This is a genomic window from Paenibacillus sp. NPDC057934 (assembly GCF_042887565.1).
Classification (GTDB): Bacteria; Bacillota; Bacilli; order Paenibacillales; family Paenibacillaceae; genus Paenibacillus_AQ.
Genome location: NZ_JBHVPB010000022.1, coordinates 1 through 21,780, shown reverse-complemented (window position 1 = coordinate 21,780; position 21,780 = coordinate 1). Strand labels below are relative to the sequence as shown.

Below are 21,780 nucleotides of genomic sequence, written 5' to 3'. Positions count from 1 at the left end.
ACGGGAGGGAATCACAGTATGAAGCCACCGACATTTCGAACCAAAATCAGCATTCTGGCTCTGGCCGCCCTAACGCTGCTGGGCGGGAGCTTGTGGAGCTACCCAGGTGCAAGCCCTGCCTTGGCAGGCATGTCTGCCCAAAAAGCGGCCAAGTCCCCCGCAATCTCGCCCGGCAAGGGCACTGCGCAGCAGGCATTCCCGGAGAGCGCACCTGTCCCCGTGTCCGAGGCGCTAAGCCAAAGAGTCGCCGAGTACCATCTCGACGTGAAACTTGACCCGGCGACTGCCACCTTAAAAGGCGCGGAGACGGTAACCTGGAACCATCCCGGCCGTAAGCCTGTCAGCGATCTGTATTTCCATCTCTACCCCAATGCCTTCGAATCCCGCAATACGACTTTTATGAAAGAATCCGGCGGTGAGCTCCGAAGTGACAAGATGCCCGAGAATGGGTTCGGCAGCATGACCCTGACGGATGTACGAACCACAGAAGGCACCTCTCTCATCCAGAGAGTGCAGTATGTTCAACCCGATGACGGGAATATCAATGACCGTACATTGGTGAAGGTGCATCTGCCGGAACCCGTGAACGGTGGGGAAAGTGTGACCCTCAAACTTCAATTTGAGGTCAAGCTACCCAAAGTATTCGCCCGGATGGGGATCTCGGGAAACTTCGTTATGGCCGGACAATGGTTTCCCAAGATTAGCGTCTATGAACCCGCCGGAACCCGCGGAGTAGTCCAGGAAGGCTGGAATCTGCATCAGTACCACGGGACATCGGAATTCTACAGCGATTTTGGCATATACAACGTGACTCTAACTGTGCCTCCTGAATATACCGTTGCTGCCACGGGATTCCCGGTGAAGACGGCTAAACTGAAGCAGAATCAGAAAATTTATCAATTCTACGCTGACGACGTCCATGATTTTGCCTGGGCTGCGTCGCCTGATTTTGTGGTCGCTGAGGAGGCCTTCTCCACGCCAGAGGTTCCAGGCGTGCGGATCAAGCTATATCTGGACCCGCTGCATAAAGACCTCAAGGAGCGTTATTTCCAAGCTGCGAAGGCTGCCCTAAGCGCGTTTAGTAAATGGTACGGGCCGTATCCTTATTCCACACTTTCAATAGTGGTTCCGCCCAAGGATGCCAATGGGGCTGGGGGGATGGAATATCCAACACTGATCACGGCCTTTGGTGCATCCGAGTCTTCCCCAGACACCTCATTGGAACGAACAGTGGTCCACGAGATAGGCCATCAATATTTCTATGGCATGGTAGCCAGCAACGAATTTGAGGAAGCCTGGCTGGATGAGAGTTTCACCTCCTATGCCGAAGACCGCCTAATGGAGCAAGAGTATGGTGTGGTAGCCAACCTGCCCATTCAGGCCAGTCTGGTGACTTCTCCTCAGGCTCTCACACTAGAAACCTGGAAATATAGCGGAGCAGATGCTTATACCCAAAATGTGTATCTCCGTGGCAAATTAGTGCTGAAAGACATCGAACGGCAAGTAGGTACTAAAACTATGGATACCATCCTATCCACCTATACGAATAAATACCGGTTCCGCCACCCCTCTACCCGTGATTTTCAGAAGGTCGTAGAGAACGTGACCAAGAAATCATGGCAGAACTATTTCGACCTTTATATCTATGACGGCGGAGCCCCTGATTTCTCGATCGACGATATCCAGATGCGTACCAAAGAAAATGCCGGTACCGGCCAAGGCTATGAATCCATCGTAAAGGTGAGTAACAGAGGCAGCCACTACGCGAATGTCCCCATTAGATTTACCTTCTCTGATGGCCACACTGTGGAGCGAGTCTGGAATGGGGACAACAAGAATACAGCGTTCCAGTTGATCTCCAGCTCCCCACTATTGTCCGCAGAGATCGATCCCCAGCACACCCTTCTGCTGGAGAACAAACATATCAACAATTTCAGGCTAGCGGAGATCAAGCCGGATACCCTCTCCCGCTGGACGCTAACCTTGTCAAAACTGCTTGAAACTGTGCTTGGAACTCTGGTCTGGTGAGGTGGATGGGCTTGAAAACATCAATTATTCGCGGTTGGCAAAGTTTGAAGGAACAAACTTATATTCTGATCCTGCTATTCATCTACCGGCTGCTCTGGGGTTACTTTATGTATGGTTTCGTACGGGAGGCCGTAGTATCAGTCCTCCTGCGTTATCCTGAACACAACGCGGGGGGCAGCGGTATGTCCAGGCTGCTGTTCTACATCGAGGGTCAGCATAGTCTTACCTCGGACCCTGACGTACAGCGCTGGCTATGCATGCTGCTGGGGTTGACCGTGCTGCGACTGCTCATTTCCCCGTTCATTCGGGCGGGTCTGCTGCATGAGCTGCATCAGGAGCGTTCAGGAGAACGCGGTCTGTTCTTTTTTCCCGGCATGAAGAAGCATGGTCTGTCCGTGCTGGTCTTCAGCCTGGTAGAGTGGCTATTCGCCCTTCTACCCGTTTACTGGTTCGCACCCAAGATATATACACTGCTGCTGTCATCTTTAATGGACTATAAGCTGCTGCTGAATGGCATTCCCTATATTCTGGTCTGGTGCGCCTATGTGTATGTTATCCGCTTGCTGTTGTTGTACATGCAGTTCGGCTATACGGCCGGGACTGGTATGTTCTCTTCCCTGCTAATCGCCCTACGGTGCTTCCTCACCGCGATAGGGGTATCGCTCGTAATGGGAGCAGGCAGTCTGCTTCTCTTGGTGATCTACGCTTTGGGGATTATTTACTTCCCAGGCCTGCCCGCACTCCTGATCCGCCAACTCCTTCCGCTCCCGTCCACACTGCTTAAATTGTGGGGCATAGCGGCTCAATATGACCTATGGAGGAGTAAAGCATTCCCACAATAAATTCGCCCCACTCAGGGCATATTAGAAGAGTCATTGTTCCTGGATAACAGGAGCCGCGACTCTTTTTTTGTCATCTTCAGCAGAGCGATTTGCAAAATGGTAACGGGTTTGATACAATGGCTTCTGTACTACTAGTAACAACTTTGTAATCTTTTGAAGGCACTTCTTAATAACTTCATTTATGTCATGTATGCAGTTGTCGATACGTCACACTTTAGGTGCATAAAACGCCGAATTCCTTGCACCGGGAAGTGGGGGAACCATATTTTGGGTGAATTGATCTCGTAAGAGAGGGATCATAGGGGACCTTCTACCGAACCCTTAAGCTAACCTCGCAGGCCTTGGAAGGAGTACATCTTTTGAACAGACAGAATTTCAAGAAAATCATTGTTACAGCCACACTGGGCTTGGCACTCGCCATCGGTATCGGAACCAATAGCGCTTCAGCAGACTCCAAAATGGACTCGGTTATCACAAAAACCCTCGGAACCTCCTATAAAACTGGAGGGACAAGCACTGCGGGATTTGATTGTTCTGGATTCACTACATATGTATACAAAAGCATCGGCATTTCGTTGCCGCGCACATCCCAATCGCAATATAGCGCAGGTACCTCCATCTCTCGCAGTCAAATGCGGCCCGGAGACCTCGTATTCTTCAACACACTTGGTAACGGTGTATCTCATGTCGGCATCTTCGTCGGAAATGGTAAATTTGCCCAATCGTCATCTTCACGTGGCGTCATTATTAGCTCACTGAGTGAGAAATACTGGGCTGACCGCTACATTGGTGCCAAACGCATCATGAGCACAACTGCTTATAAAGCGGTTGCCTACGACTAAACAAACCTCTACACTACGACCATTCTATTTAACTTCATATCTATATTGTGCCTGGAGACTGATTATCATCATAGTCAATTTCCGGGTTTTTCCTATTTTATAGTATACGTATACACCTCAGGGGAGCAGATGAATCATCTTTGTGCCAAAAAACTCAATAAATTTTGGAAATTTCAGTTTGTCCTCTATTTTCAACGTTAATAGTGAGAATCCGCTCTTAAAATCCCATTTTTTGCGTACAAATATGCTATAAATGATTGCCAAGCGACGCTGTGTTTGTTACAATTAGCGCAGTGAGTTTTTAGTAACATTTTTGTAATTATTGAGTCACCTTTTTATAAGGTTTTGTCATGTATTCATATAGCAGTCTAATTCTAATCAACAGTATATGCCGAGTTCCCTAACCATTAGGGAAACGGGGGAACCACTTTGGGTGAATTGACCTCCTGTTCGAAGAGGGGTCATAGGGGACCTTCAACCGAACCCTTAAGCTAACCTCGTAGGCATTGGAAGGGGTTTACACTTTTGAAGAAGAAATTAGCAGCAGCAGTGCTTGGCTTTTCTATGATGCTTACCGCTATTGGAGCAGGAAGCGCTTTCGCCGATTCCAAGATGGATAAGGTGATTGACAAGGCTATCGGCACCAAGTACGTAGCTGGTGGCACGTCTACAAGTGGATTTGATTGCTCTGGTTTTACAATGTTTGTCTTCAACAAGATTGGTATTGATCTGCCACACCAATCCGGTTCCCAATATCAGATGGGCTCCACGGTGTCACGTGACGAACTTAGAGCAGGCGACCTGGTATTCTTCAATACCAGTGGCAAAGGAATCTCCCACGTTGGCGTTTATGTTGGCGAAGGCAAATTCGCCCATGCTTCATCTTCTCGTGGTGTAACGATCAGTTCATTGAGCGAGAGCTATTATGTTAGTCGTTATGTGGGTGCTAAACGCGTGATGAGTACGGATGCTTATCAGGCGCTTGCAACGGATACTCAAGATTTTGACGATGTACAATAAGTTATAAGTGAGTCCTTTTCCCGATTTTATCGAAATCTGGAGAAGGGCTTTTTTTGTCGTCTCTGTTACTCTTCATTACCCTTCCTGAAATTCACCAAACAACATTTTCCCGACTTTCTGCGCCCGATCTTATGCTTTTTGTATATAATTAAATTATAGAACTTTATCCTATGGAAAGGAGGACTCACGATCCTATGATTCATTTACCTGTTACGTTCCATGTGGTACCCATGGAGAACAGCCATGCTGAAGACATCTGCCAATGGAGCTATGAGCCTCCTTACAATATATATGGCTGGATGCCCTGGAAACAGATGGAGGAGCTCGGCATTGAGTTTGGCGATCCTCAGCTGCGTAGTGAGCAGTATGTATCTGTGCTGAACGATGAAGGCGATCTCTGCGGCTTCGCACAGCTGTTCCCGATGGAAGGTGTAGTACGTTTGGGGATCGGTATGCGTCCTGAGCTTTGCGGTCACGGAATGGGTCAGCACTTTGTCCGCGCCATTGTCCAAGCTGCAGTTCTGCGCTATCCTGGGCGGGAGGTTGATTTGGAGGTGCTGACCTGGAATCAGCGAGCCATACGGACTTACCAAAAGAGTGGTTTTACGATTTCAGACACTTATGAACGAATGACACCTACTGGAAGCAAACCATTTTATTGTATGGTCTATGAGAAATGATGCTATGTTATAGGAACTTTAAAGAAGTATCGCTTGGGCGTTCATTTTTTTGCCACAAATGCTATGATAACGCTTCACCTTCCGCTATAATATAGGGAGCAGCTTACATAGAAGGGACGATTGGGGATGCAAAAATGGATCATGAGCGGATTGTTTTTTGCCGCCTGCGCCTTTGCGGTAGTTCTAATGTTCACACTTCCAGGTAAAGAAGAGGTAGCTGAACAGAACAAGCCTACTATGCCTGAAATTCAGCTTGATGCCGCTAAGGCAGAAGCGACTGTGAAAGCCAATTGTATCACCTGCCATGGCGATCAGCTTCAAGGCGGGGTAGGACCTAGCTTGAAAAACGAAGGTGGCCAGCACGACGCTGCTGGGATTTACAGTATAGTAACCAAAGGACGGGGCCAAATGCCTTCCTTCAAGGAAAAGCTGGCGCCGGAGGAAATTGCGAACGTGGCCACATGGCTGGCTGAGAAGAAGTAAAGTGCCGCTGAGAGACAACACAAATACGCCCGTGACAGGATTTACATCCTGCTACACGGGCTTTTTCGCATGTATGAGTTACTGTACCATTGCTATGTTAAAGGAATACACGACAGGCTAGCGGGCCTTCTCGAAGGCTTCATTAAACTCTTGTGCACCACGAATGTCCAGCGGCGTAATTCCGCCATCTTCATGTGTCGTCAAGCGAAGCGTGACCGCTTTATAATCAATCGTAATATGCGGATGGTGGTCAAAAGCCTCAGCAATGGCGGCCACCGCATCGACGAAAGCAATTCCCTTCATATAATCGCTGAACATATATTTGCGTGTAATCGTATTTTTCACTAGCTTCCAGCCTTCCAGCTTGCCGATCTGCTCGATCAGTTCTTCCTCTGTAAGTAGCACATTGTTACCTCCCTTACTTAATTAGTAGCAAAGTTCCGATCGCCTTGTCTCTTTGCTTGTTTAAACAAAACATCCCTTAGCTTCTGAGGTCCAAGGGATGTGCCAGGATAAAGACAATTTTCGGTTTAATTGTATTCTTCAATCCCGGTAAATAGTACTTCGCTCCGTCAATTTTACCACGGGCGGCAGACTGCAGCAAATTCCGCTCTGCTATATTCCGATCAAACCAGGACAACAGAGGCCAAATCCTCTTCTCCGAGCAAAATATTGATCCGGTGTGTAGCCTTGTCGTAGATCACAACCCCGCTTCCCACCTCAATGACCGGTTCATTGCCCAGTGCATAGAACAGATCCTCAGCAAGCGCTTCCCATACCTCAAGCTTCGACTCCTGTGGCAGCTCCTGCCATTCCTCCGGGTCCATTTCAAAAAATAAAAATCCGTCGGTAATACGTCCGACGCCTTCGGTCAGTTCGTTCAAGATTTCTGCATAATCTCTACCATGTTTAACGCCCATGTGTATCACTCCGTTTTCTTCACTGATGAATAATAACTTACCTTATCCATTATAGCCGAAAAAATGACTTCACAAAAAAGGGAATGATGTCGATAAATAAGAATATAAGTTATTCCGTTTGGGTTAAGATGCCCTGCCGCGCTTCAAGGATGATCAACGCGGCGAAGTCGGATCACTTCTTAAATCTCATGGACGAGGTGCATAATGGAAATCTCAACAATAATCGGTCTAGTCTTTGGTCTGGTCGCTGTTCTTTGGGGGATGGTGCTAAAGGGCGCTCCTATCCAGAGTTTGGCCACTCCCGCTGCATACTTAATTATTTTATTGGGTACCGCCGCTTCAATCTTTATGGCTTTTCCATTTTCAGAAATCAAAAAGGTACCAAGCTTGTTCAAAATGATCTTTGTTAAAAAGAAAATGGTCAGCAAAGCGGAATTAATTACTACATTTATGGAATGGGCATCCATCACACGTCGCGAAGGTCTGCTGGCGCTGGAGTCCAAGGTTGATGAAATAGAGGATGGTTTCCTCCGGAACGGCATGCGGATGATTATCGACGGCAACGATCAGGAGTTTGTCCGCGATGTACTTATGGAGGATATCCGTGCTACTGAGGATCGTCATAAAGCCGGGGCGCTGATCTTCTCCCAAGCTGGCATGTACGCACCTACGCTGGGGGTACTAGGAGCCGTAATCGGACTTATCGCCGCGCTTGCCGACATGACCGAGATGGAAAAGCTCGCCCATGCTATTGGCGGGGCGTTTATTGCTACCGTACTTGGTATTTTCACAGGATATGTGCTGTGGCACCCGATTGCCAACAAGCTCAAACGCCTCTCCAAGCAGGAGATTGAAATCCGCCTAATGATGGTAGAAGGTCTGTTATCCATTCAATCCGGGGTCTCCACCATTGCTATTAATCAGAAGCTGGCAGTCTTCCTAACACCTACGGAACGCGCCAAGCTTCTGGACAAGGAGGCCGGTTCGAGTGAGCAAAAAGACTAGACACGAGGAACATGAGGAGCATGCCGACGAATCCTGGTTGCTGCCGTATTCCGACCTCATGACCCTGCTTGTCGCCTTGTTCCTCGTTATGTATGCTATGAGCGCTACCGATGCCAAGAAGTTCGAAGAGATGGCCCAGGCCTTCAGTTCCGCCCTGAACGGCGGAACCGGCGTTCTTACCGAACGGGCGGCAACACCTTCCGAGAGTAATCTGGACCAGGGAAAAGGCCAGAAGATGAACAATGTCATCTCCAAGAACACGGGAGAAGCGGAAATTGCCAAGCTGCGTCAGAAGGAACAGGAAGACCTTGAGAAGCTCAAGAAGCAGTTCGATCAATATATTAAGAACAATGGGCTGACTGACCTGCTCAGTACGAAGTTGAACCAATCCCAGCTTATGATTACGATCAGTGACAATGCCCTGTTCGCATCTGGACAGGCCGTAGTCAAAGATGAATCCAGACAGCTGGCCAAGTCCATCTCAACGATGCTGCAGCAATTCCCCGACTATGATGTAGTCGTTCAGGGACATACAGACAATATCCCGATTTCCAACACTAGCTATTCCTCCAACTGGGATCTCAGTGTGGACCGGGCCTTGCACTTCATGAAGATTCTACTGATTAATCCTAATCTCGATCCAAAGAAATTCAGTCCGATCGGATATGGTGAGTACCATCCTATCGCGGATAATTCCACAGCTGTAGGACGTGCGAAGAACCGCCGGGTTGAAGTCTCCATCATTCGGAAGTATCAGGAGTTCAAGCAATTCACAGGGATTCCACCATCCGATAATTAACTATCCGTCGTGACAAGCAAAGAGCGGCTCCTAAAGGTCTGACCTTAGGAGCCGCTTTTATTTGTTATCCTATTATACGATGTTAATGAGCCTACAGCAGTTCATAGTTCAACATAGCCCCTAGCTCGGATCTTTCGTCAGGCGACAAATCACGCCATTGTCCAACCGGCAAACTCCCCAAATTGATGTTCATGATACGGATGCGCTGAAGACGTCTGACCTCATATCCGAATGCACTGCACATACGGCGGATCTGCCGGTTCTTACCTTCAGTCAGAATAATCCGGAAGACCCGCTCTGTGATGCGTGTAACGGTGCAAGGCAGCGTCTTCTCACCGAGAATCTTGACGCCGCTCGACATCCCTGTAATAAAGGATGGTGTGATCGGCCGATCAACAGTTACTATATATTCCTTTTCATGGCGACCCTCTGATCGTAATATCTTGTTGACGATATCTCCGTCATTGGTCAGTAAAATCAGACCTTCAGAATCCTTGTCGAGCCGCCCGATCGGAAAGATCCGCTCTGAATGCCCTACAAAATCAACAATGTTGCCTTTAATATGCTCCTCTGTTGTGGAGGTGATGCCTATCGGTTTGTTCAATGCGATGTAAACGATAGCATTGCCCGTCTCCAGCAAATTACCATCAATCCTTACTTCATCACCCTGCTCGGCCTGACTACCAAGCACTGCTTCTTCTCCGTTGATCGTTACTCTGCCGCTTTCAACCAGCTTGTCAGCTTCACGGCGTGAGCAGTAGCCTGTCTCACTGATGAATTTATTGATTCTCACCTTGCTATTCACTCCGTTCCTCATTCATGCTCTTGCGGGGGAGAGCAGCTTCCGCGGCAGGCATAGTAATCGTAACCTTTGCTCCGCTGCCTACCTCACTTGTTATCTCCATAGTACCCTTATGGGCCTGTATAATACGCTGGCTAACCATAAGCCCCAATCCTGTACCGGTTTCCTTATTAGTGAAAAAGGGTTCTCCCAGCTTGGGCAGCATCTCTTCTGAAATTCCTTCGCCCTCGTCGGCAATCACAATGACTACGCTATGATCGGCAGTATACTGTTCCAGCGTAATTATGCCGCCTTGCGGCATGGCCTCGATGGCATTTTTGACAATATTGATAAAGACCTGCTTCAACTGATTCTCCTCACAATGGACCGTTGCAGGCTCATCGGAGAACCTGGCTTCGAATTCAATGTCGAACAGATGGGCCTGGCTATCCAACAGGGAAATGACATCACTGAGGATAAACCGGATATCCTTCTGCTGGAAGTGAACCGCTTGCGGCTTGGACAGAATCAGAAACTCGCTGACAATAAGATTGATCCGCTCCAGTTCGGACAGCATCAGCTCAATATGCAGCGGGATTAGGACCTTCTTCTCCTGCTGAAGCTGCAGGAAGCCCCGCAGCGTGGTCAGCGGGTTGCGGATCTCATGCGCTACCCCTGCCGCAAGCTGACCGACCGTAGTCAGCTTCTCTGAACGTCTCAGGAGTTCTTCTATCCGGTTCCGCTCTGTCATATCACGTGAGACGTGGACAAAGGACAGCGGCTTGCCTTCCTCATCCCGGATCACCGAGGTACTGACGCTGACCTCAACGATAGAACCATCCTTCTTCAATCTTAAGGTCTCAACCGGTGGAAGTACCTTCCCTTTCTTTAGTTCCTCCAGCCGCTCCGTCTCCAGCTTGAAGGCGGTTGCGGGAACAAGATATGGAGTTTTCTCTGTCGACTCATTAACACTCCAGCCATACAGCTCCTCAAATGCACGATTCGTGCTAAGAATCTGTCCGTTCATGTCCATCGTGTGTATCGCATCGGACGTTCCGTTAATCACCGATTCCAAGTGCTCCTTGACCGCACGATTCTCTTCCAGTGTCTGGCCGAGACGGCTTGTATGCTGCATAAGATGATCAGACATTGCATTAATTCGCTGCGCCAACTGCCCCAATTCGTCCCGGCTGCTGACCTTGAGCGTCGGCTCAAATTTCCCCCTCGCGACGTCATTGACTTTGGCCAGGATCGCCTTGATTGGACGTGTAACATAGCCGGACAGAATATAGCTGCCCAAAAAGAAGATCACCAGCAACAGAAGGGTAGTTGAGCTGTTGTTGACCAGCTGTTTGCGGATTACCGAGGAAATGACCGAGTAATCCATAACCACACTGATGACATAGGAGCCTCTCCCTGGCTGCATAATGGGGATGAAGCTTTTCAGCACCCTTTTGCCCAGGGCCTCCGTATCAAGCAGCACTGGCTGTTGCCGGCTTATGGCCGCAGCCACAGCCGCCTTGTCCTGCTGTACATTGCCATAATTATAGCTACCATACTTAATGGGACGATTACGCAGCTTCAGATTCAATGTATCGCTTCCATTTGCTAACATACTCGTTAGAGCAAAGGTCTCTGGGTTAATACCCGTAATCTCCAGAATCCCTGGATTGACCTCTTGTGTCTGCTTCACAATTTCGTCTGGGCTCATAATCTTGACATAATCGCTCACGGAAGTACTACGAACATAAGGATCAATGATATAATTGCTTGTCCCATCATAATAATATCCCCACTTCTCGATAAATTCGGGATTGGAGGTAGAGTATTCGAAGGGCCCCGACCAGAAATGGTCCAGTGTCTGTCCTTGGTCTATGGTGACCTGGTGGTTAAGGAATAGCTCCAGGAAGGCAATATACCAAAAACCCCAGCCCCTGGTGGACAAACCCACCTCTTTGGGGTCAGAAGATTTGGCAATCACTATATCATCATTAGTTTTGACGAGCAGCGAAATATTAGACACGCCCAGCTTGTGGGATAGCTCTCGCAACTGGCGGTTGTCCACATTCTTAATGTCAGGGTCCAACTCGTGTGACGCCAGGATCGCTACCATTCGCAAATTGTTGGCAATCTGGCCTTCGACATAATTGGAACTATAGCTGCTCTGTTCAACAGAAACGGCAATCTGCATGGCGGTCATTCTCATGTTTCTTTCCGTTTCATTCCGTAAATTATTTCGCACATCATAGAGGTTAAGTGTCAGGTTCAGTACCAGAACAAGCAGCACTGAACCAAATAAAATGGCTGATAATTTCGTTTTTATGGACAAGCTCCCTTTTCACCTCTTACCGCTGGTAAATCCTAGCGGAGTGTTCATCATTATCATACCTTTTGCCTCTCCATTTGAAAAGAACATTATAATGTAGCAATCCGAACGGGGATTGAAATACAGATACACTTTCACTACAATGGGTATGAAACCGTCCACACCTTATGCACATATAAACAGATTATCAGAGCGTGTTGTGTACAAAATTGTGCACAAGTCGGCGGTTATCCACAGAGTTATGCACAATTTGTTCAGAACGAATATTTGTTCGTTGAACAATAGGAACAAAATCCGAAGGGAAGATGTACTTTTGAGTAAGATAGAATATGAACCTCCTGTCGATGCAGAAGCCGCTCATGAGTATTGGATGAGGTATGCTATCGAAGAAGCACGCAAGGCAGAGGCGCTTGGGGAAGTTCCCATTGGTGCAGTTATTGTACATGATGATAAAATCATCGGACGCGGCTACAATCTTCGGGAGACCACCTTGGATTCAACTGCACACGCCGAAATGGTAGCCATTCGGGAAGCCAGTCAGGCTCTGAATTCTTGGCGACTCCTGGATTGCAAACTTTACGTTACGCTAGAGCCCTGTCCCATGTGTGCAGGCGCGATGGTGCAATCCAGAGTACCGCTGACTGTATACGGCACAACGGACCCTAAGGCGGGCTGTGCAGGGACTCTGATGAACCTGTTGGAGGAACCACGATTTAATCATCGTACAGAGGTCATACAGGGCATTCTACAAGAGGAATGCGCTGAACTGTTGACCTTCTTCTTCCGTCGTTTGCGCCGCAAGCCAGCCACAGCTGACAAAATAGAAATTCCTTTAGCAAGTCAAGATATTAGAAAGGAATAGAAAAATGACACTCACTTTATCAAACACATCCAAAGGAATCTATCTCTCCCCTCTAACCCTTAAAGATGCCGAGGAATTGCTTGCTCTACGCCTGCGCAACCGAATCGCCCATCAGCCGTTTGAGCCGAAGCGAGACGATGATTTCTTCACACTTGAAACCCAGCAACAGCATATCAGCCAACGGACTGCCGATGCAGAACAGGATCGGGCTTACATGTTCGGAATTTATGCGCTGGATGGCAAACTCATTGGCCAAATTACTTTGTCTAATGTAGCCCGCGGAGTAGCCCAATATGCAGACCTCGGCTATTTCATTGATAAGGACACTGAAGGAAAAGGCTATATGACCGCAGCGGTCAGAATTGTATTGGAATATGCCTTCCGCGCACTGGGTCTGCACAGAGTGCAGGCAGGTATCCTGCTGCACAATGAAGGTTCCCGGCGAGTACTTGAGAAGAACGGCTTTCAGTCTGAGGGCCTGGCTCGTAAGTACCTCAAGATCAACGGTGAATACCAGGATCACCAGACCTTTTCCATCCTGGCCGATGAATTTAAGTAGAGCCAAGTAGAAATAGCTTTGCCGTCCTCTAAGGGACGGTATCCGTTTCAGCAAGAAATATAAGGATGATTTATAGCGTAAAACATATAAATTCTTATATTTTAAAAAATCCCGCACATGCCTTTAAAGGGCACATGCGGGATTTTTATATTTTACCGATTAAAATGTATCAGAGCTACCGCCAAACTGCTTCTGCAACTCATCCAATGTTACAACAGCATCACCTTGTGGAATACCGATTTTGAAATCGGCTTTTTCGTTGATTTTGCTATATTGGTTGCTGCCAGTGACCGACAGTCCGATGTTTGTGCTATCTTCCGGAATGTTCACTTTAAAGTCCATCAGGAGATTCTGGTACACCGGGAAATCATCCTTATTGATCGCGGTGTTAAACTGGAATTGGTTGATGGTTAAGTACTTGTTGAGATCGGCCAGATCTTTGTCAATTTCTTCTTTATTCTTTCCGGCCAGTATCTCCTCCTTAGCTTTAGCTAGATCCGCAGGATCTACTTGCAGCAAGTCCTTATATTCATCCTTGCTGATTACGTCGAAGAGTTTGGGAAGTGCGTTATTGATGAAGATCGTGATCGCTTCTTTAATGTTGTCATTGTTCAGCCCAAACTGAATGACCTGTTTCGCATCTACACCTTCGGGAAGCCCTGCATCCTTAGGTTTGATGTCTTTGAAATATTTAGCTTCATCATACTGTGCCAGAACAGCGTCCAGAACTTCGCTTTGAAGCTTCCGGGCTTTCTCCGTATCTAGTGCCGCAGTGTTGATCTCTTGGCCTGATTTTTCAGCCAGCTCTTTGTAATCCAGCTCTACAAATTTGCCGACAATGTTCTCTGGAATTGGGAAGAACGGTATAGATGGAATCTTAATATACACTTTTTCTTTAGTAGCAACGATAGGAATAGTAAAGCTCATAGCCATATCGCCCTTCAGGTTAAGCACCAGCGTAGCTTCGGTTTGCATCGGATCCGCTTGATACACACTGTCCACGGAAATCTCTGCATTCTTCAGCATACTGATTACCTGCGCAGCCATCGCACTCGATGGATCATCCGTAGGTGCGTCAATAGACAAATTATTGACCACAAATTTGGTATTCAGCTCATAAGAGCTGAGTGTTACCGCTTTAGCTGCGGCATTCTTTAGTGCCTCTTTCGGTGGTTCTTGTTTACTTGCACATCCTGGCAGAATTACAGCTGTTGCAACCAGCAATGCTGCCGCGGATAGCCCCCATTTTTTAAACATTATATATCTCCTCTCCCATGCAAAGAAATGTTTCCCTCCCCTAATGATAAACCATTTGACAATTTTGAGAAACATTACTCAAGAACTAAAGTCAGTTTATTTTTTAACCTTGTGGATTATGATGATCCACATGGTTAGCCTGCTTCACCTTTTTCGAACCGGAAAGTGGCTCCTGTCCATTAGATTTAGGCTCCTCCTTGCGACTTCTTCCTGAATTTTGCGTTCCTGGAACTTGAATCGTTTTAGGTTTGCTCATGTGCTCTCCTCCTAAGGATTAGTAATATCTTTCAAGGCTTGTGCGCATTCATGTATCTGCCGCGCATATTGCTGTGCCAGGCCCTGTACGGCATCCGTATGCTCATCTATATGCCGTCCTGCTTGCTCCACATCAATCAGGTTCACAGCTACCTCCCTACTGTCCACATACGTGCAGCGAAAATCCAGTGAGTAATCCTGATGTCCTGCAGCATTAAAATGAATAAGCAGGCTGGTGCGGTCTGCGGCGTCTCCCTGCACGGTGAAGCTGTCACCATCCTCCATAAGCGCGGGCAAACGTTCCTGCCAAGCAGAGACCAATTGCTGTTGGTCCAATTGCAAATCTCGGTTCATTGTTATAATCACCCTCCTTCTCTAATACATTGCCGAGAAACCCATCTTTTTATTCCCCAATGAAACCAAACAAAAAAAGCCGCCTCCAGAGGAGACAGCTTCGATTCGTTATATAAATGATGTTCTTGAAAAGAAATGGCGGAGAGGATGGGATTCGAACCCATGTGGGCTTGCACCCTAACGGTTTTCAAGACCGCCCCGTTATGACCGCTTCGGTACCTCTCCAATAAAACTTAAATCACAAGCAATAAGAATTATATCACATAACCTAAAGGTTGCGCAACTATATTATTATTGAGCCGATTTTGGGGTAATGGATTTCACATTCCGCATGTACGGCTGCAGGCATTCTGGAATTTGCACACTGCCATCTTCCTGCTGATAGTTCTCCAAAATAGCAGCGACCGTCCGACCGATTGCCAGTGCCGATCCGTTCAGCGTATGTACGAATTCGGGCTTAGCTTTAGGCTCCTTGCGGTAACGAATATTGGCACGACGGGCTTGGAAGTCCTCTGTATTGGAACAGGAAGAGATCTCGCGGTACATTCCGCTTTCAGGTAGCCAAACCTCCAAATCGTACGTTTTTGCCGCGGTGAAGCCCATATCGCCTGTACAGAGTCCTAGCACACGATAAGGAAGACCCAGCAGTTGCAAGACACGCTCAGCGTCAGCCGTCATTTTCTCAAGCTCTTCATAGGAAGTCTCAGCTGAGGTGATTTTGACCAGTTCTACCTTGTTGAATTGATGCTGACGAATCAAGCCGCGCGTATCACGTCCAGCAGATCCGGCTTCAGAACGGAAGCAAGAGCTGTATGCCACATGATATTTGGGCAGATCAGCAGCTGTCAGGATTTCTTCACGATAGTAGTTAGTAACTGGAACTTCAGCTGTCGGGATCAGGTAATACTCTGTGTCGCGCAGCTTGAAGAGGTCTTCCTCGAATTTAGGAAGTTGTCCAGTACCATAAAGGCTGTCCTTATTGACAATATAAGGTGGCAGCATTTCTTCATATTGATGTTCTCCGCTGTGCAGATCCATCATAAAGTTGATCAACGCGCGCTCCAGACGAGCTCCGAGACCTTTGTAGAAAACAAAACGCGAGCCTGTGACTTTCGCTGCCGCTTCAAAATCAATAATATCAAGTTGCTGTGCCAGCTCCCAGTGGGATTTTGGAGTGAACCCGAACTCCTTCGGCTCAGACCACCGGCGAATTTCGACATTCTCTTCCTCAGACTTTCCAACCGGTACGGATTCATGAGGAATATTAGGAATATTCATCGTCAGCTCGGAGATTTTGACTTCCAGCTCACGTACCTCATCATCCAATTCTTTAATACGGTCAGATACCGTACGCATTTCAGCAATCAGATCCTCTGCAGGCTCACCGTTCTTCTTCTTCTTGGCTACCTCTGCAGATACAGTATTCCGACGGTTTTTAAGACCTTCCGTCTCTTGCAGTACCTCACGGCGGCGCAAATCAAGCGCCGGGAATTCTGCAATCAAATCCAGCGATTTCCCACGTTTCTCAAGTGCTTCCTCTACGCGGGCATAATCACTGCGCAATATTTTTACATCCAACACAAAGTTTCCCTCCTGAAAACAGCCTTAACTCTTTCAATAGCCTGTTACAGCATTGAAAGAGTCAAGATGTTCTTATATGCAGTTCTATTTATTAGCTATACCGACGGCCTGAACCATATCTGCAAAGTATTGATGCAGCCTGTAATCGTCAGTTAATTCCGGGTGAAAAGAGGAGACCAGCAGATTGCCCTGGCGTGCAGTTACAATCTCATTGTTATAGACAGTAAGAACCTCGACCTCAGGCCCCACCTCAGTAATAAGAGGGGCACGAATGAATACGGCACGAACCGCTTCATTAATCCCTTTGACCTCCAGATCACATTCAAAGCTTTCCCGCTGGCGACCAAATGCATTCCGAGCTACGGTAATGTCCATCAGCTCCAAATGCCCAGGCTCACCACTGGCAATGCGTTTTGCGAGTAAGATCAGACCGGCACAGGTTCCAAATATGGGCTTGCCTTGGCTAGAAAAGTCACGGATCGCTTCAATGAAGCCGTACTTACGCATCAGCTTTCCAATCGTAGTACTCTCACCGCCAGGGATGATAAGCCCCTCAACCTCTTCCAGCTGTTCTACCCGTTTAATCGGTAAGCCTACTGCACCAGTCTTCTCAATACTGACAATATGTTCTGTTACTGCGCCCTGAAGCGCCAGCACTCCTATTTTCATCCTGAACCCTCTCTCTATTAACGGCCACGCTCCGACATACGCTCAGCCGGTGTCAGCGTCGCAATATCGATACCCTTCATCGGTGCACCAAGGTTCTTGGACACTTCGGCAATTAATTTGTAGTCAGTGTAGTGTGTAGTAGCTTCCACAATAGCACGGGCGAATTTCTCAGGGTTGTCCGATTTGAAAATACCGGAGCCGACGAACACACCATCAGCACCCAGGTGCATCATCAAAGCAGCATCAGCCGGCGTAGCTACACCGCCTGCGGCGAAGTTAACCACCGGAAGCTTGCCCAGTTCATGAACTTCAAGCAGCAGCTCATAAGGAACACCAAGTGTTTTTGCTTCATTATAAAGCTCATCTTTGGAAAGGTTAGTCACTTTACGGATTTGGCTATTGATAAAGCGCATATGACGCACCGCTTCAACAATATTTCCTGTTCCTGGTTCACCCTTAGTCCGAATCATGGATGCTCCTTCATTAATACGTCGAAGAGCTTCACCCAGATCCTTCGCGCCACAAACGAATGGAACGGTAAATTCACGTTTATCAATATGGAACACTTCATCAGCCGGAGTCAGCACTTCACTCTCGTCAAGATAGTCCACGCCCAAGGACTCCAGGACCTTCGCTTCAACATAATGACCGATCCGCGCTTTTGCCATAACAGGGATGCTTACCACTTTGAGAACTTCTTCAACAATAGTAGGATCAGCCATCCGCGCTACGCCACCTGCTGCACGAATATCGGAAGGTACGCGTTCCAGAGCCATAACGGCAACTGCACCCGCGGCCTCGGCAATCTTTGCTTGTTCTGCATTCATGACGTCCATAATGACGCCGCCTTTTTGCATTTCTGCCATGCCTCGTTTCACTCGCGATGTTCCTGTTTCCATGTCCATGCCTCCCGATTGACTATCATTAATCTAACTTGTAATTTTACTGCATGAAGCGTAAATATACAACCCGTTAACTCGGATTATCTACTTCATTAGACAAAAAATTCGTTAGAACAAGTTCTTGATTCCGCTAAAGAGGTCCCCGAAAAATTCGCCGATTGCTCTAAGAAATAACTTGAACCAGCCCGCTTTCTCAGCTTCCTCTGCCGTAATCAGATTCACAGTCTTTTGTTGAACAAGATCCATGCCGTCTACCTTGTAAGTATACGTCACCTTGCCGACCTTGGAGGAGGTAGCAATAGGAGCAACCAGAGTCGCCGGATCATTAGTCTGAGCAATGGATTCAATTTTCGGAGAAGTCGTTCCTTTAGGTACGATAAATGTTACACCTTGATCTGTAACTACCGGTACTTCTTTATTCTTCCCTTTTAACACTGGCACTGTTTCAGTACCTTGAATCACGGCCTTTGGTGCAATAACCTGCTTAATCTCAAAATTGTTAAATCCATAGTCAAGGACCTTCTTCGTCTCAGTGAAACGATGCGCTTCAGTATTCGCTCCCATAACCACACTGATCAAGCGCATGCCATCACGGACAGCCGTACCAGTAAAGCAGTTTCCAGCGCTGGCAGTATGACCTGTCTTAAGTCCGTCAAGACCAGGATAAGCATAAGCCTTGAAGTTGGCGATATCCTTATTGGATTCTAGCATCCAGTTGTAGTTAACGATCGGCTTCTTATCACGCTCGCGGAATTTATAAGATTGAATGGTTGTGAACTTATTAAAATCCGGGTGATCGGTAACAATATATCTAGCAAGAATCGCAGCATCCATAGCAGACATTACAGTCTCACGGTCACTTTCTGGACGGAATTTCGCTGGCATATCCGCCCGGCTAAGGCCTGTAGAGTTGATAAAATACGCCGTCTTCATGCCCATTTTTTGTGCCGTCTGGTTCATTAACTCTACAAATTGCTGCTCCGAACCGGATACCAGTTCAGCCAAAGCCACGGTAGCATCGTTGGCCGAACCAACTGCCATCGCTATATACAGCTCTTCAACTGTATGCTCATCACCTTGAGCGAGGAAAATGCGGGAACCGACTTGTTTGGAAGCGTTCTCCTGCACGACAACCTTTTGATCCCAGGACAGTTGCCCATTCTTCACAGCATCAGCAACCAAATACTCCGTCATCATCTTAGTCATACTTGCCGGAGGAAGTGGAACATCGGCATTTAGAGACATTAGGATTTCACCTGTAGTAGGTTCCATTAGAACGGCCGACCGTACATTTAGACCTAGGGAATCTACAGAAGGAATTTTGGAGGCTGTACTCGTTACAGCTTTCGTGGTGGGCGCTTTACCCGAATCTGATGTAGCTGGCGTCTTCGCCGCTTCGGCCAAAGCAGCCGGAATCGAAGGTGCCAAAAGCATATTTAAAAGCAAACCTACCGTTGCTGTCTTAATCACGAATTGTTTACCGCTGAATTGTTTTTTCTTGTGCTTCAATGATTACTACTCTCCTTTGAAACTCATTTCAATGCTTGTTCTATTCTAACACAGGGGTACCTGCAAAAAAAGACAGACCCGGCGAAAATCGCCCGGTCTGTCCATTATTTAGTCATTCCATTCCATTATAAGGAATAGTTCGGCGCTTCTTTTGTAATCTGTACATCATGTGGGTGACTTTCCCGCAATCCAGCACCTGTGATCCGGATGAATGAAGTGTCATTACGAAGCTCATCGAGATTCTTCGTTCCGCAGTAGCCCATACCCGAGCGGAGACCGCCAATCAATTGGTGAATGGTGTCAGAAAGAGGTCCTTTAAAAGCTACACGCCCTTCGATGCCCTCTGGAACGAGCTTCTTATCGTCGTCTTGGAAGTAACGATCCTTACTGCCTTGTTTCATAGCACTCATACTGCCCATACCACGATATACTTTGAACTTGCGTCCTTGATAGAGCTCCGATTCGCCAGGGCTTTCTTCTGTTCCTGCGAAAAGACTACCCATCATAACCGCGTGAGCACCAGAGGAAATCGCCTTGGTAATCTCTCCGGAGTACTTGATACCTCCATCAGCAATGATTGGAATACCATACTCACGGGCAACTGTCGCACAGTCATAAATCGCTGTAATTTGCGGAACGCCGATACCGGCGATAACCCGCGTCGTACAGATCGAACCTGGACCAATACCGACCTTAACGACAGAAGCCCCAGCTTCGATTAACTCACGTGTTGCATCGCCTGTAGCCACGTTACCTGCAACAATGGTCAGTTCAGGATACAATTCACGCAATTTACGAACTGCATCAATAATGTTGATGTGATGGCCATGTGCAGAATCGACCGTAATCAGATCGACACCAACATTGACCAGTGCTTCAGCACGCTCAAAAGTATCTTTGGAAATTCCGATTGCCGCCCCTACCAATAAACGGCCCTGCGCATCTTTCGCACCGTTGGGGAACTGGATCGCTTTCTCAATATCCTTGATGGTGATTAGACCTTTAAGGATATTGTTCTCATCGACAAGCGGCAGCTTCTCGATCTTATGACGCTGGAGAATGCCTTCAGCTTCCTGAAGCGTTGTGCCCACAGAAGCGGTCACAAGATTCTCACGAGTCATTACTTCTTTAATCTGAATGTTATAATCGTGGATAAAGCGCAGATCCCGGTTGGTAAGGATACCTACCAGTTTTTTGTTCTCATCGACGATAGGTACACCGGATATGCGGTATTTACCCATCAGATGCTCTGCGTCAGAGACCCAGTGGTCCGGAGTACGCGAGAACGGGTTAGTAATAACTCCACTCTCAGAGCGCTTTACACGGTCTACTTCTTCCGCCTGTTGCTCTACGGACATATTCTTGTGAATGATACCTATACCGCCCTCACGTGCGATAGCGATCGCCATAGCCGCTTCAGTAACTGTATCCATTCCTGCACTGATAAGCGGTATATTCAGCTTTACATTCTTGCTCAGAACAGTCGTCAAGTCTACTTCCTTAGGTAGCACCTCGGATTTACGCGGAACCAGCAGCACATCATCAAACGTCAAGCCCTCTTTACCAAACTTGTCTTCCCACACCTGGGTCATTCCTCCTTGATAGTTGTATTTATTCTACCCGCCCGCAAACTTTATAAATGAAGAAAAACTCGATCGAGTCCATTCACGACAGACAAAAGTACAGCAACAAAAGTTGTACGAAATCGTATCTTCAGTATAGGTTTGAGATGCATGTCCAAAAATATATTATTGCCTATCTTAGCAAAGGGCATTTGCACTGTCAAGAATATTACATCATCAAATATAGGATTAAAATTTGCCTGTACCGGTAAGCGAATTCTTGGACAAAAGTCCACAGTAGGCGGACAAAGATAGCGGTTCTATCCACCCTTCAAACACGTCGAAAAGGTAATACAACCTGTATTTAACAAAAATAACCTTTATCATTTCTTATTTATTTTATTCTTAAAACACAAAAAAGCCCTTGTTGATTAAATCAACAAGGGCTCATGTGCTTGGCGGCGTCCTACTCTCCCAGGACCCTTCGGTCCAAGTACCATCGGCGCTGGAGGGCTTAACGGTCGTGTTCGGGATGGGTACGCGT

General features: G+C 47.4%; 22 protein-coding genes, 1 tRNA gene, 1 rRNA gene and 2 riboswitches. Of the genes, 10 read left to right on the top strand and 14 right to left on the bottom strand.

The annotated features are described in order from the left end of the window. The first annotated feature begins 18 nt into the window (after positions 1 to 18). The 6 genes from ACFVRY_RS29125 (at position 19) to ACFVRY_RS29100 (ending at position 5,895) form a co-directional block, all read left to right on the top strand. Positions 19 to 2,028 (top strand): M1 family metallopeptidase, encoded by a 2,010-nt coding sequence (locus ACFVRY_RS29125; protein WP_387503719.1) that lies wholly within the window; start codon positions 19 to 21, stop codon positions 2,026 to 2,028. Between the two features lie 11 nt (positions 2,029 to 2,039). Further along, on the top strand, positions 2,040 to 2,870 hold the full coding sequence (locus tag ACFVRY_RS29120; protein WP_387503718.1) for a hypothetical protein: 831 nt from the start codon (positions 2,040 to 2,042) through the stop codon (positions 2,868 to 2,870). 218 nt (positions 2,871 to 3,088) lie between these two features. After that, a riboswitch (cyclic di-AMP (ydaO/yuaA leader) is annotated at positions 3,089 to 3,226 on the top strand. A 3-nt stretch (positions 3,227 to 3,229) separates the two neighbouring features. Then, a complete protein-coding gene (locus ACFVRY_RS29115) occupies positions 3,230 to 3,712 on the top strand; it encodes a C40 family peptidase (RefSeq protein ID WP_066368112.1) in 483 nt (160 codons plus the stop codon). A gap of 379 nt (positions 3,713 to 4,091) precedes the next feature. Then, positions 4,092 to 4,233, top strand: a riboswitch (cyclic di-AMP (ydaO/yuaA leader). 4 nt (positions 4,234 to 4,237) lie between these two features. Then, positions 4,238 to 4,732, top strand: a complete 495-nt coding sequence (locus ACFVRY_RS29110) for a C40 family peptidase (protein ID WP_387503717.1) — start codon at positions 4,238 to 4,240, stop codon at positions 4,730 to 4,732. Between the two features lie 194 nt (positions 4,733 to 4,926). Further along, entirely contained in the window at positions 4,927 to 5,412 is a 486-nt protein-coding gene (locus tag ACFVRY_RS29105; RefSeq protein ID WP_387503716.1) for a GNAT family N-acetyltransferase, read from the top strand. 126 nt (positions 5,413 to 5,538) lie between these two features. After that, positions 5,539 to 5,895, top strand: a complete 357-nt coding sequence (locus tag ACFVRY_RS29100) for a c-type cytochrome (RefSeq protein ID WP_066368099.1) — start codon at positions 5,539 to 5,541, stop codon at positions 5,893 to 5,895. Between the two features lie 117 nt (positions 5,896 to 6,012). Here ACFVRY_RS29100 and ACFVRY_RS29095 read toward each other — a convergent pair whose 3' ends face one another. Then, on the bottom strand, positions 6,013 to 6,300 hold the full coding sequence (locus ACFVRY_RS29095) for a 4a-hydroxytetrahydrobiopterin dehydratase (RefSeq protein WP_387503715.1): 288 nt from the start codon (positions 6,298 to 6,300) through the stop codon (positions 6,013 to 6,015). A 221-nt stretch (positions 6,301 to 6,521) separates the two neighbouring features. Then, entirely contained in the window at positions 6,522 to 6,815 is a 294-nt protein-coding gene (locus ACFVRY_RS29090) for a hypothetical protein (RefSeq protein ID WP_066368088.1), read from the bottom strand. Between the two features lie 204 nt (positions 6,816 to 7,019). On the opposite strand from ACFVRY_RS29090, the gene motA reads away from it, so the two are divergent. Then, a complete protein-coding gene (gene motA, locus ACFVRY_RS29085; protein ID WP_387503714.1) occupies positions 7,020 to 7,820 on the top strand; it encodes a flagellar motor stator protein MotA in 801 nt (266 codons plus the stop codon). Next, a complete protein-coding gene (motB, locus tag ACFVRY_RS29080; protein WP_387503713.1) occupies positions 7,804 to 8,619 on the top strand; it encodes a flagellar motor protein MotB in 816 nt (271 codons plus the stop codon). The genes motA and motB overlap by 17 nt, the downstream gene beginning before the upstream one ends. A gap of 91 nt (positions 8,620 to 8,710) precedes the next feature. On the opposite strand, the gene rluF is transcribed toward motB, so the two are convergent. Together rluF and ACFVRY_RS29070 are read right to left on the bottom strand one after the other, a co-directional pair. Further along, positions 8,711 to 9,412 carry a 23S rRNA pseudouridine(2604) synthase RluF gene (gene rluF / locus ACFVRY_RS29075; RefSeq protein WP_387503740.1) on the bottom strand — a complete coding sequence of 234 codons (702 nt, stop codon included), beginning with the start codon at positions 9,410 to 9,412 and terminating at the stop codon, positions 8,711 to 8,713. Positions 9,413 to 9,416: 4 nt separating this feature from the next. Beyond that, positions 9,417 to 11,606 (bottom strand): ATP-binding protein, encoded by a 2,190-nt coding sequence (locus ACFVRY_RS29070; protein WP_387503712.1) that lies wholly within the window; start codon positions 11,604 to 11,606, stop codon positions 9,417 to 9,419. Between the two features lie 433 nt (positions 11,607 to 12,039). Between ACFVRY_RS29070 and tadA the strand changes: the two genes are divergently transcribed. Together tadA and ACFVRY_RS29060 are read left to right on the top strand one after the other, a co-directional pair. Then, positions 12,040 to 12,588, top strand: a complete 549-nt coding sequence (tadA, locus tag ACFVRY_RS29065) for a tRNA adenosine(34) deaminase TadA (protein WP_387503711.1) — start codon at positions 12,040 to 12,042, stop codon at positions 12,586 to 12,588. A 4-nt stretch (positions 12,589 to 12,592) separates the two neighbouring features. After that, the gene (locus tag ACFVRY_RS29060) at positions 12,593 to 13,147 is read left to right on the top strand and encodes a GNAT family N-acetyltransferase (RefSeq protein ID WP_387503710.1); all 555 of its coding nucleotides are present in this window, start codon (positions 12,593 to 12,595) and stop codon (positions 13,145 to 13,147) included. Between the two features lie 159 nt (positions 13,148 to 13,306). Here ACFVRY_RS29060 and ACFVRY_RS29055 read toward each other — a convergent pair whose 3' ends face one another. The 10 genes from ACFVRY_RS29055 to rrf all read right to left on the bottom strand — a co-directional run. Further along, positions 13,307 to 14,404, bottom strand: coding sequence for a hypothetical protein (locus tag ACFVRY_RS29055; RefSeq protein WP_387503709.1), 1,098 nt, complete (start codon positions 14,402 to 14,404; stop codon positions 13,307 to 13,309). A gap of 103 nt (positions 14,405 to 14,507) precedes the next feature. Beyond that, the gene (locus ACFVRY_RS29050; RefSeq protein WP_066368058.1) at positions 14,508 to 14,660 is read right to left on the bottom strand and encodes a small acid-soluble spore protein P; all 153 of its coding nucleotides are present in this window, start codon (positions 14,658 to 14,660) and stop codon (positions 14,508 to 14,510) included. 11 nt (positions 14,661 to 14,671) lie between these two features. After that, complete coding sequence (locus ACFVRY_RS29045) at positions 14,672 to 15,013, bottom strand: hypothetical protein (protein WP_175369929.1); 342 nt, start codon at positions 15,011 to 15,013, stop codon at positions 14,672 to 14,674. A 136-nt stretch (positions 15,014 to 15,149) separates the two neighbouring features. Then, positions 15,150 to 15,238, bottom strand: a tRNA-Ser gene (locus tag ACFVRY_RS29040). Positions 15,239 to 15,304: 66 nt separating this feature from the next. Beyond that, on the bottom strand, positions 15,305 to 16,594 hold the full coding sequence (gene serS, locus ACFVRY_RS29035; protein ID WP_387503707.1) for a serine--tRNA ligase: 1,290 nt from the start codon (positions 16,592 to 16,594) through the stop codon (positions 15,305 to 15,307). Positions 16,595 to 16,678: 84 nt separating this feature from the next. Further along, the gene (pdxT, locus tag ACFVRY_RS29030; protein ID WP_387503706.1) at positions 16,679 to 17,263 is read right to left on the bottom strand and encodes a pyridoxal 5'-phosphate synthase glutaminase subunit PdxT; all 585 of its coding nucleotides are present in this window, start codon (positions 17,261 to 17,263) and stop codon (positions 16,679 to 16,681) included. 17 nt (positions 17,264 to 17,280) lie between these two features. Continuing rightward, a complete protein-coding gene (gene pdxS, locus ACFVRY_RS29025; RefSeq protein WP_175369932.1) occupies positions 17,281 to 18,162 on the bottom strand; it encodes a pyridoxal 5'-phosphate synthase lyase subunit PdxS in 882 nt (293 codons plus the stop codon). A gap of 111 nt (positions 18,163 to 18,273) precedes the next feature. Then, positions 18,274 to 19,674: a D-alanyl-D-alanine carboxypeptidase family protein gene (locus ACFVRY_RS29020; RefSeq protein WP_387503705.1), complete on the bottom strand. Its 1,401-nt coding sequence runs from the start codon at positions 19,672 to 19,674 to the stop codon at positions 18,274 to 18,276. 125 nt (positions 19,675 to 19,799) lie between these two features. Next, complete coding sequence (gene guaB, locus ACFVRY_RS29015; RefSeq protein WP_387503739.1) at positions 19,800 to 21,257, bottom strand: IMP dehydrogenase; 1,458 nt, start codon at positions 21,255 to 21,257, stop codon at positions 19,800 to 19,802. Between the two features lie 432 nt (positions 21,258 to 21,689). Then, a 5S ribosomal RNA gene (gene rrf, locus ACFVRY_RS29010) occupies positions 21,690 to 21,780 on the bottom strand; the annotation flags it as partial.

Bases quoted from the DNA above. Each gene is read 5' to 3' on its own strand.
- ACFVRY_RS29100 (WP_066368099.1), top strand. From the start codon at position 5,539: ATGCAAAAATGGATCATGAGCGGATTGTTTTTTGCCGCCTGCGCCTTT.
- ACFVRY_RS29090 (WP_066368088.1), bottom strand. From the start codon at position 6,815: ATGGGCGTTAAACATGGTAGAGATTATGCAGAAATCTTGAACGAACTG.
- ACFVRY_RS29050 (WP_066368058.1), bottom strand. From the start codon at position 14,660: ATGAGCAAACCTAAAACGATTCAAGTTCCAGGAACGCAAAATTCAGGA.
- ACFVRY_RS29125 (WP_387503719.1), top strand. From the start codon at position 19: ATGAAGCCACCGACATTTCGAACCAAAATCAGCATTCTGGCTCTGGCC.
- ACFVRY_RS29055 (WP_387503709.1), bottom strand. From the start codon at position 14,404: ATGTTTAAAAAATGGGGGCTATCCGCGGCAGCATTGCTGGTTGCAACA.
- ACFVRY_RS29105 (WP_387503716.1), top strand. From the start codon at position 4,927: ATGATTCATTTACCTGTTACGTTCCATGTGGTACCCATGGAGAACAGC.
- motA (WP_387503714.1), top strand. From the start codon at position 7,020: ATGGAAATCTCAACAATAATCGGTCTAGTCTTTGGTCTGGTCGCTGTT.
- pdxS (WP_175369932.1), bottom strand. From the start codon at position 18,162: ATGGAAACAGGAACATCGCGAGTGAAACGAGGCATGGCAGAAATGCAA.
- pdxT (WP_387503706.1), bottom strand. From the start codon at position 17,263: ATGAAAATAGGAGTGCTGGCGCTTCAGGGCGCAGTAACAGAACATATT.
- ACFVRY_RS29070 (WP_387503712.1), bottom strand. From the start codon at position 11,606: ATGAGAATGACCGCCATGCAGATTGCCGTTTCTGTTGAACAGAGCAGC.
- ACFVRY_RS29045 (WP_175369929.1), bottom strand. From the start codon at position 15,013: ATGAACCGAGATTTGCAATTGGACCAACAGCAATTGGTCTCTGCTTGG.
- ACFVRY_RS29060 (WP_387503710.1), top strand. From the start codon at position 12,593: ATGACACTCACTTTATCAAACACATCCAAAGGAATCTATCTCTCCCCT.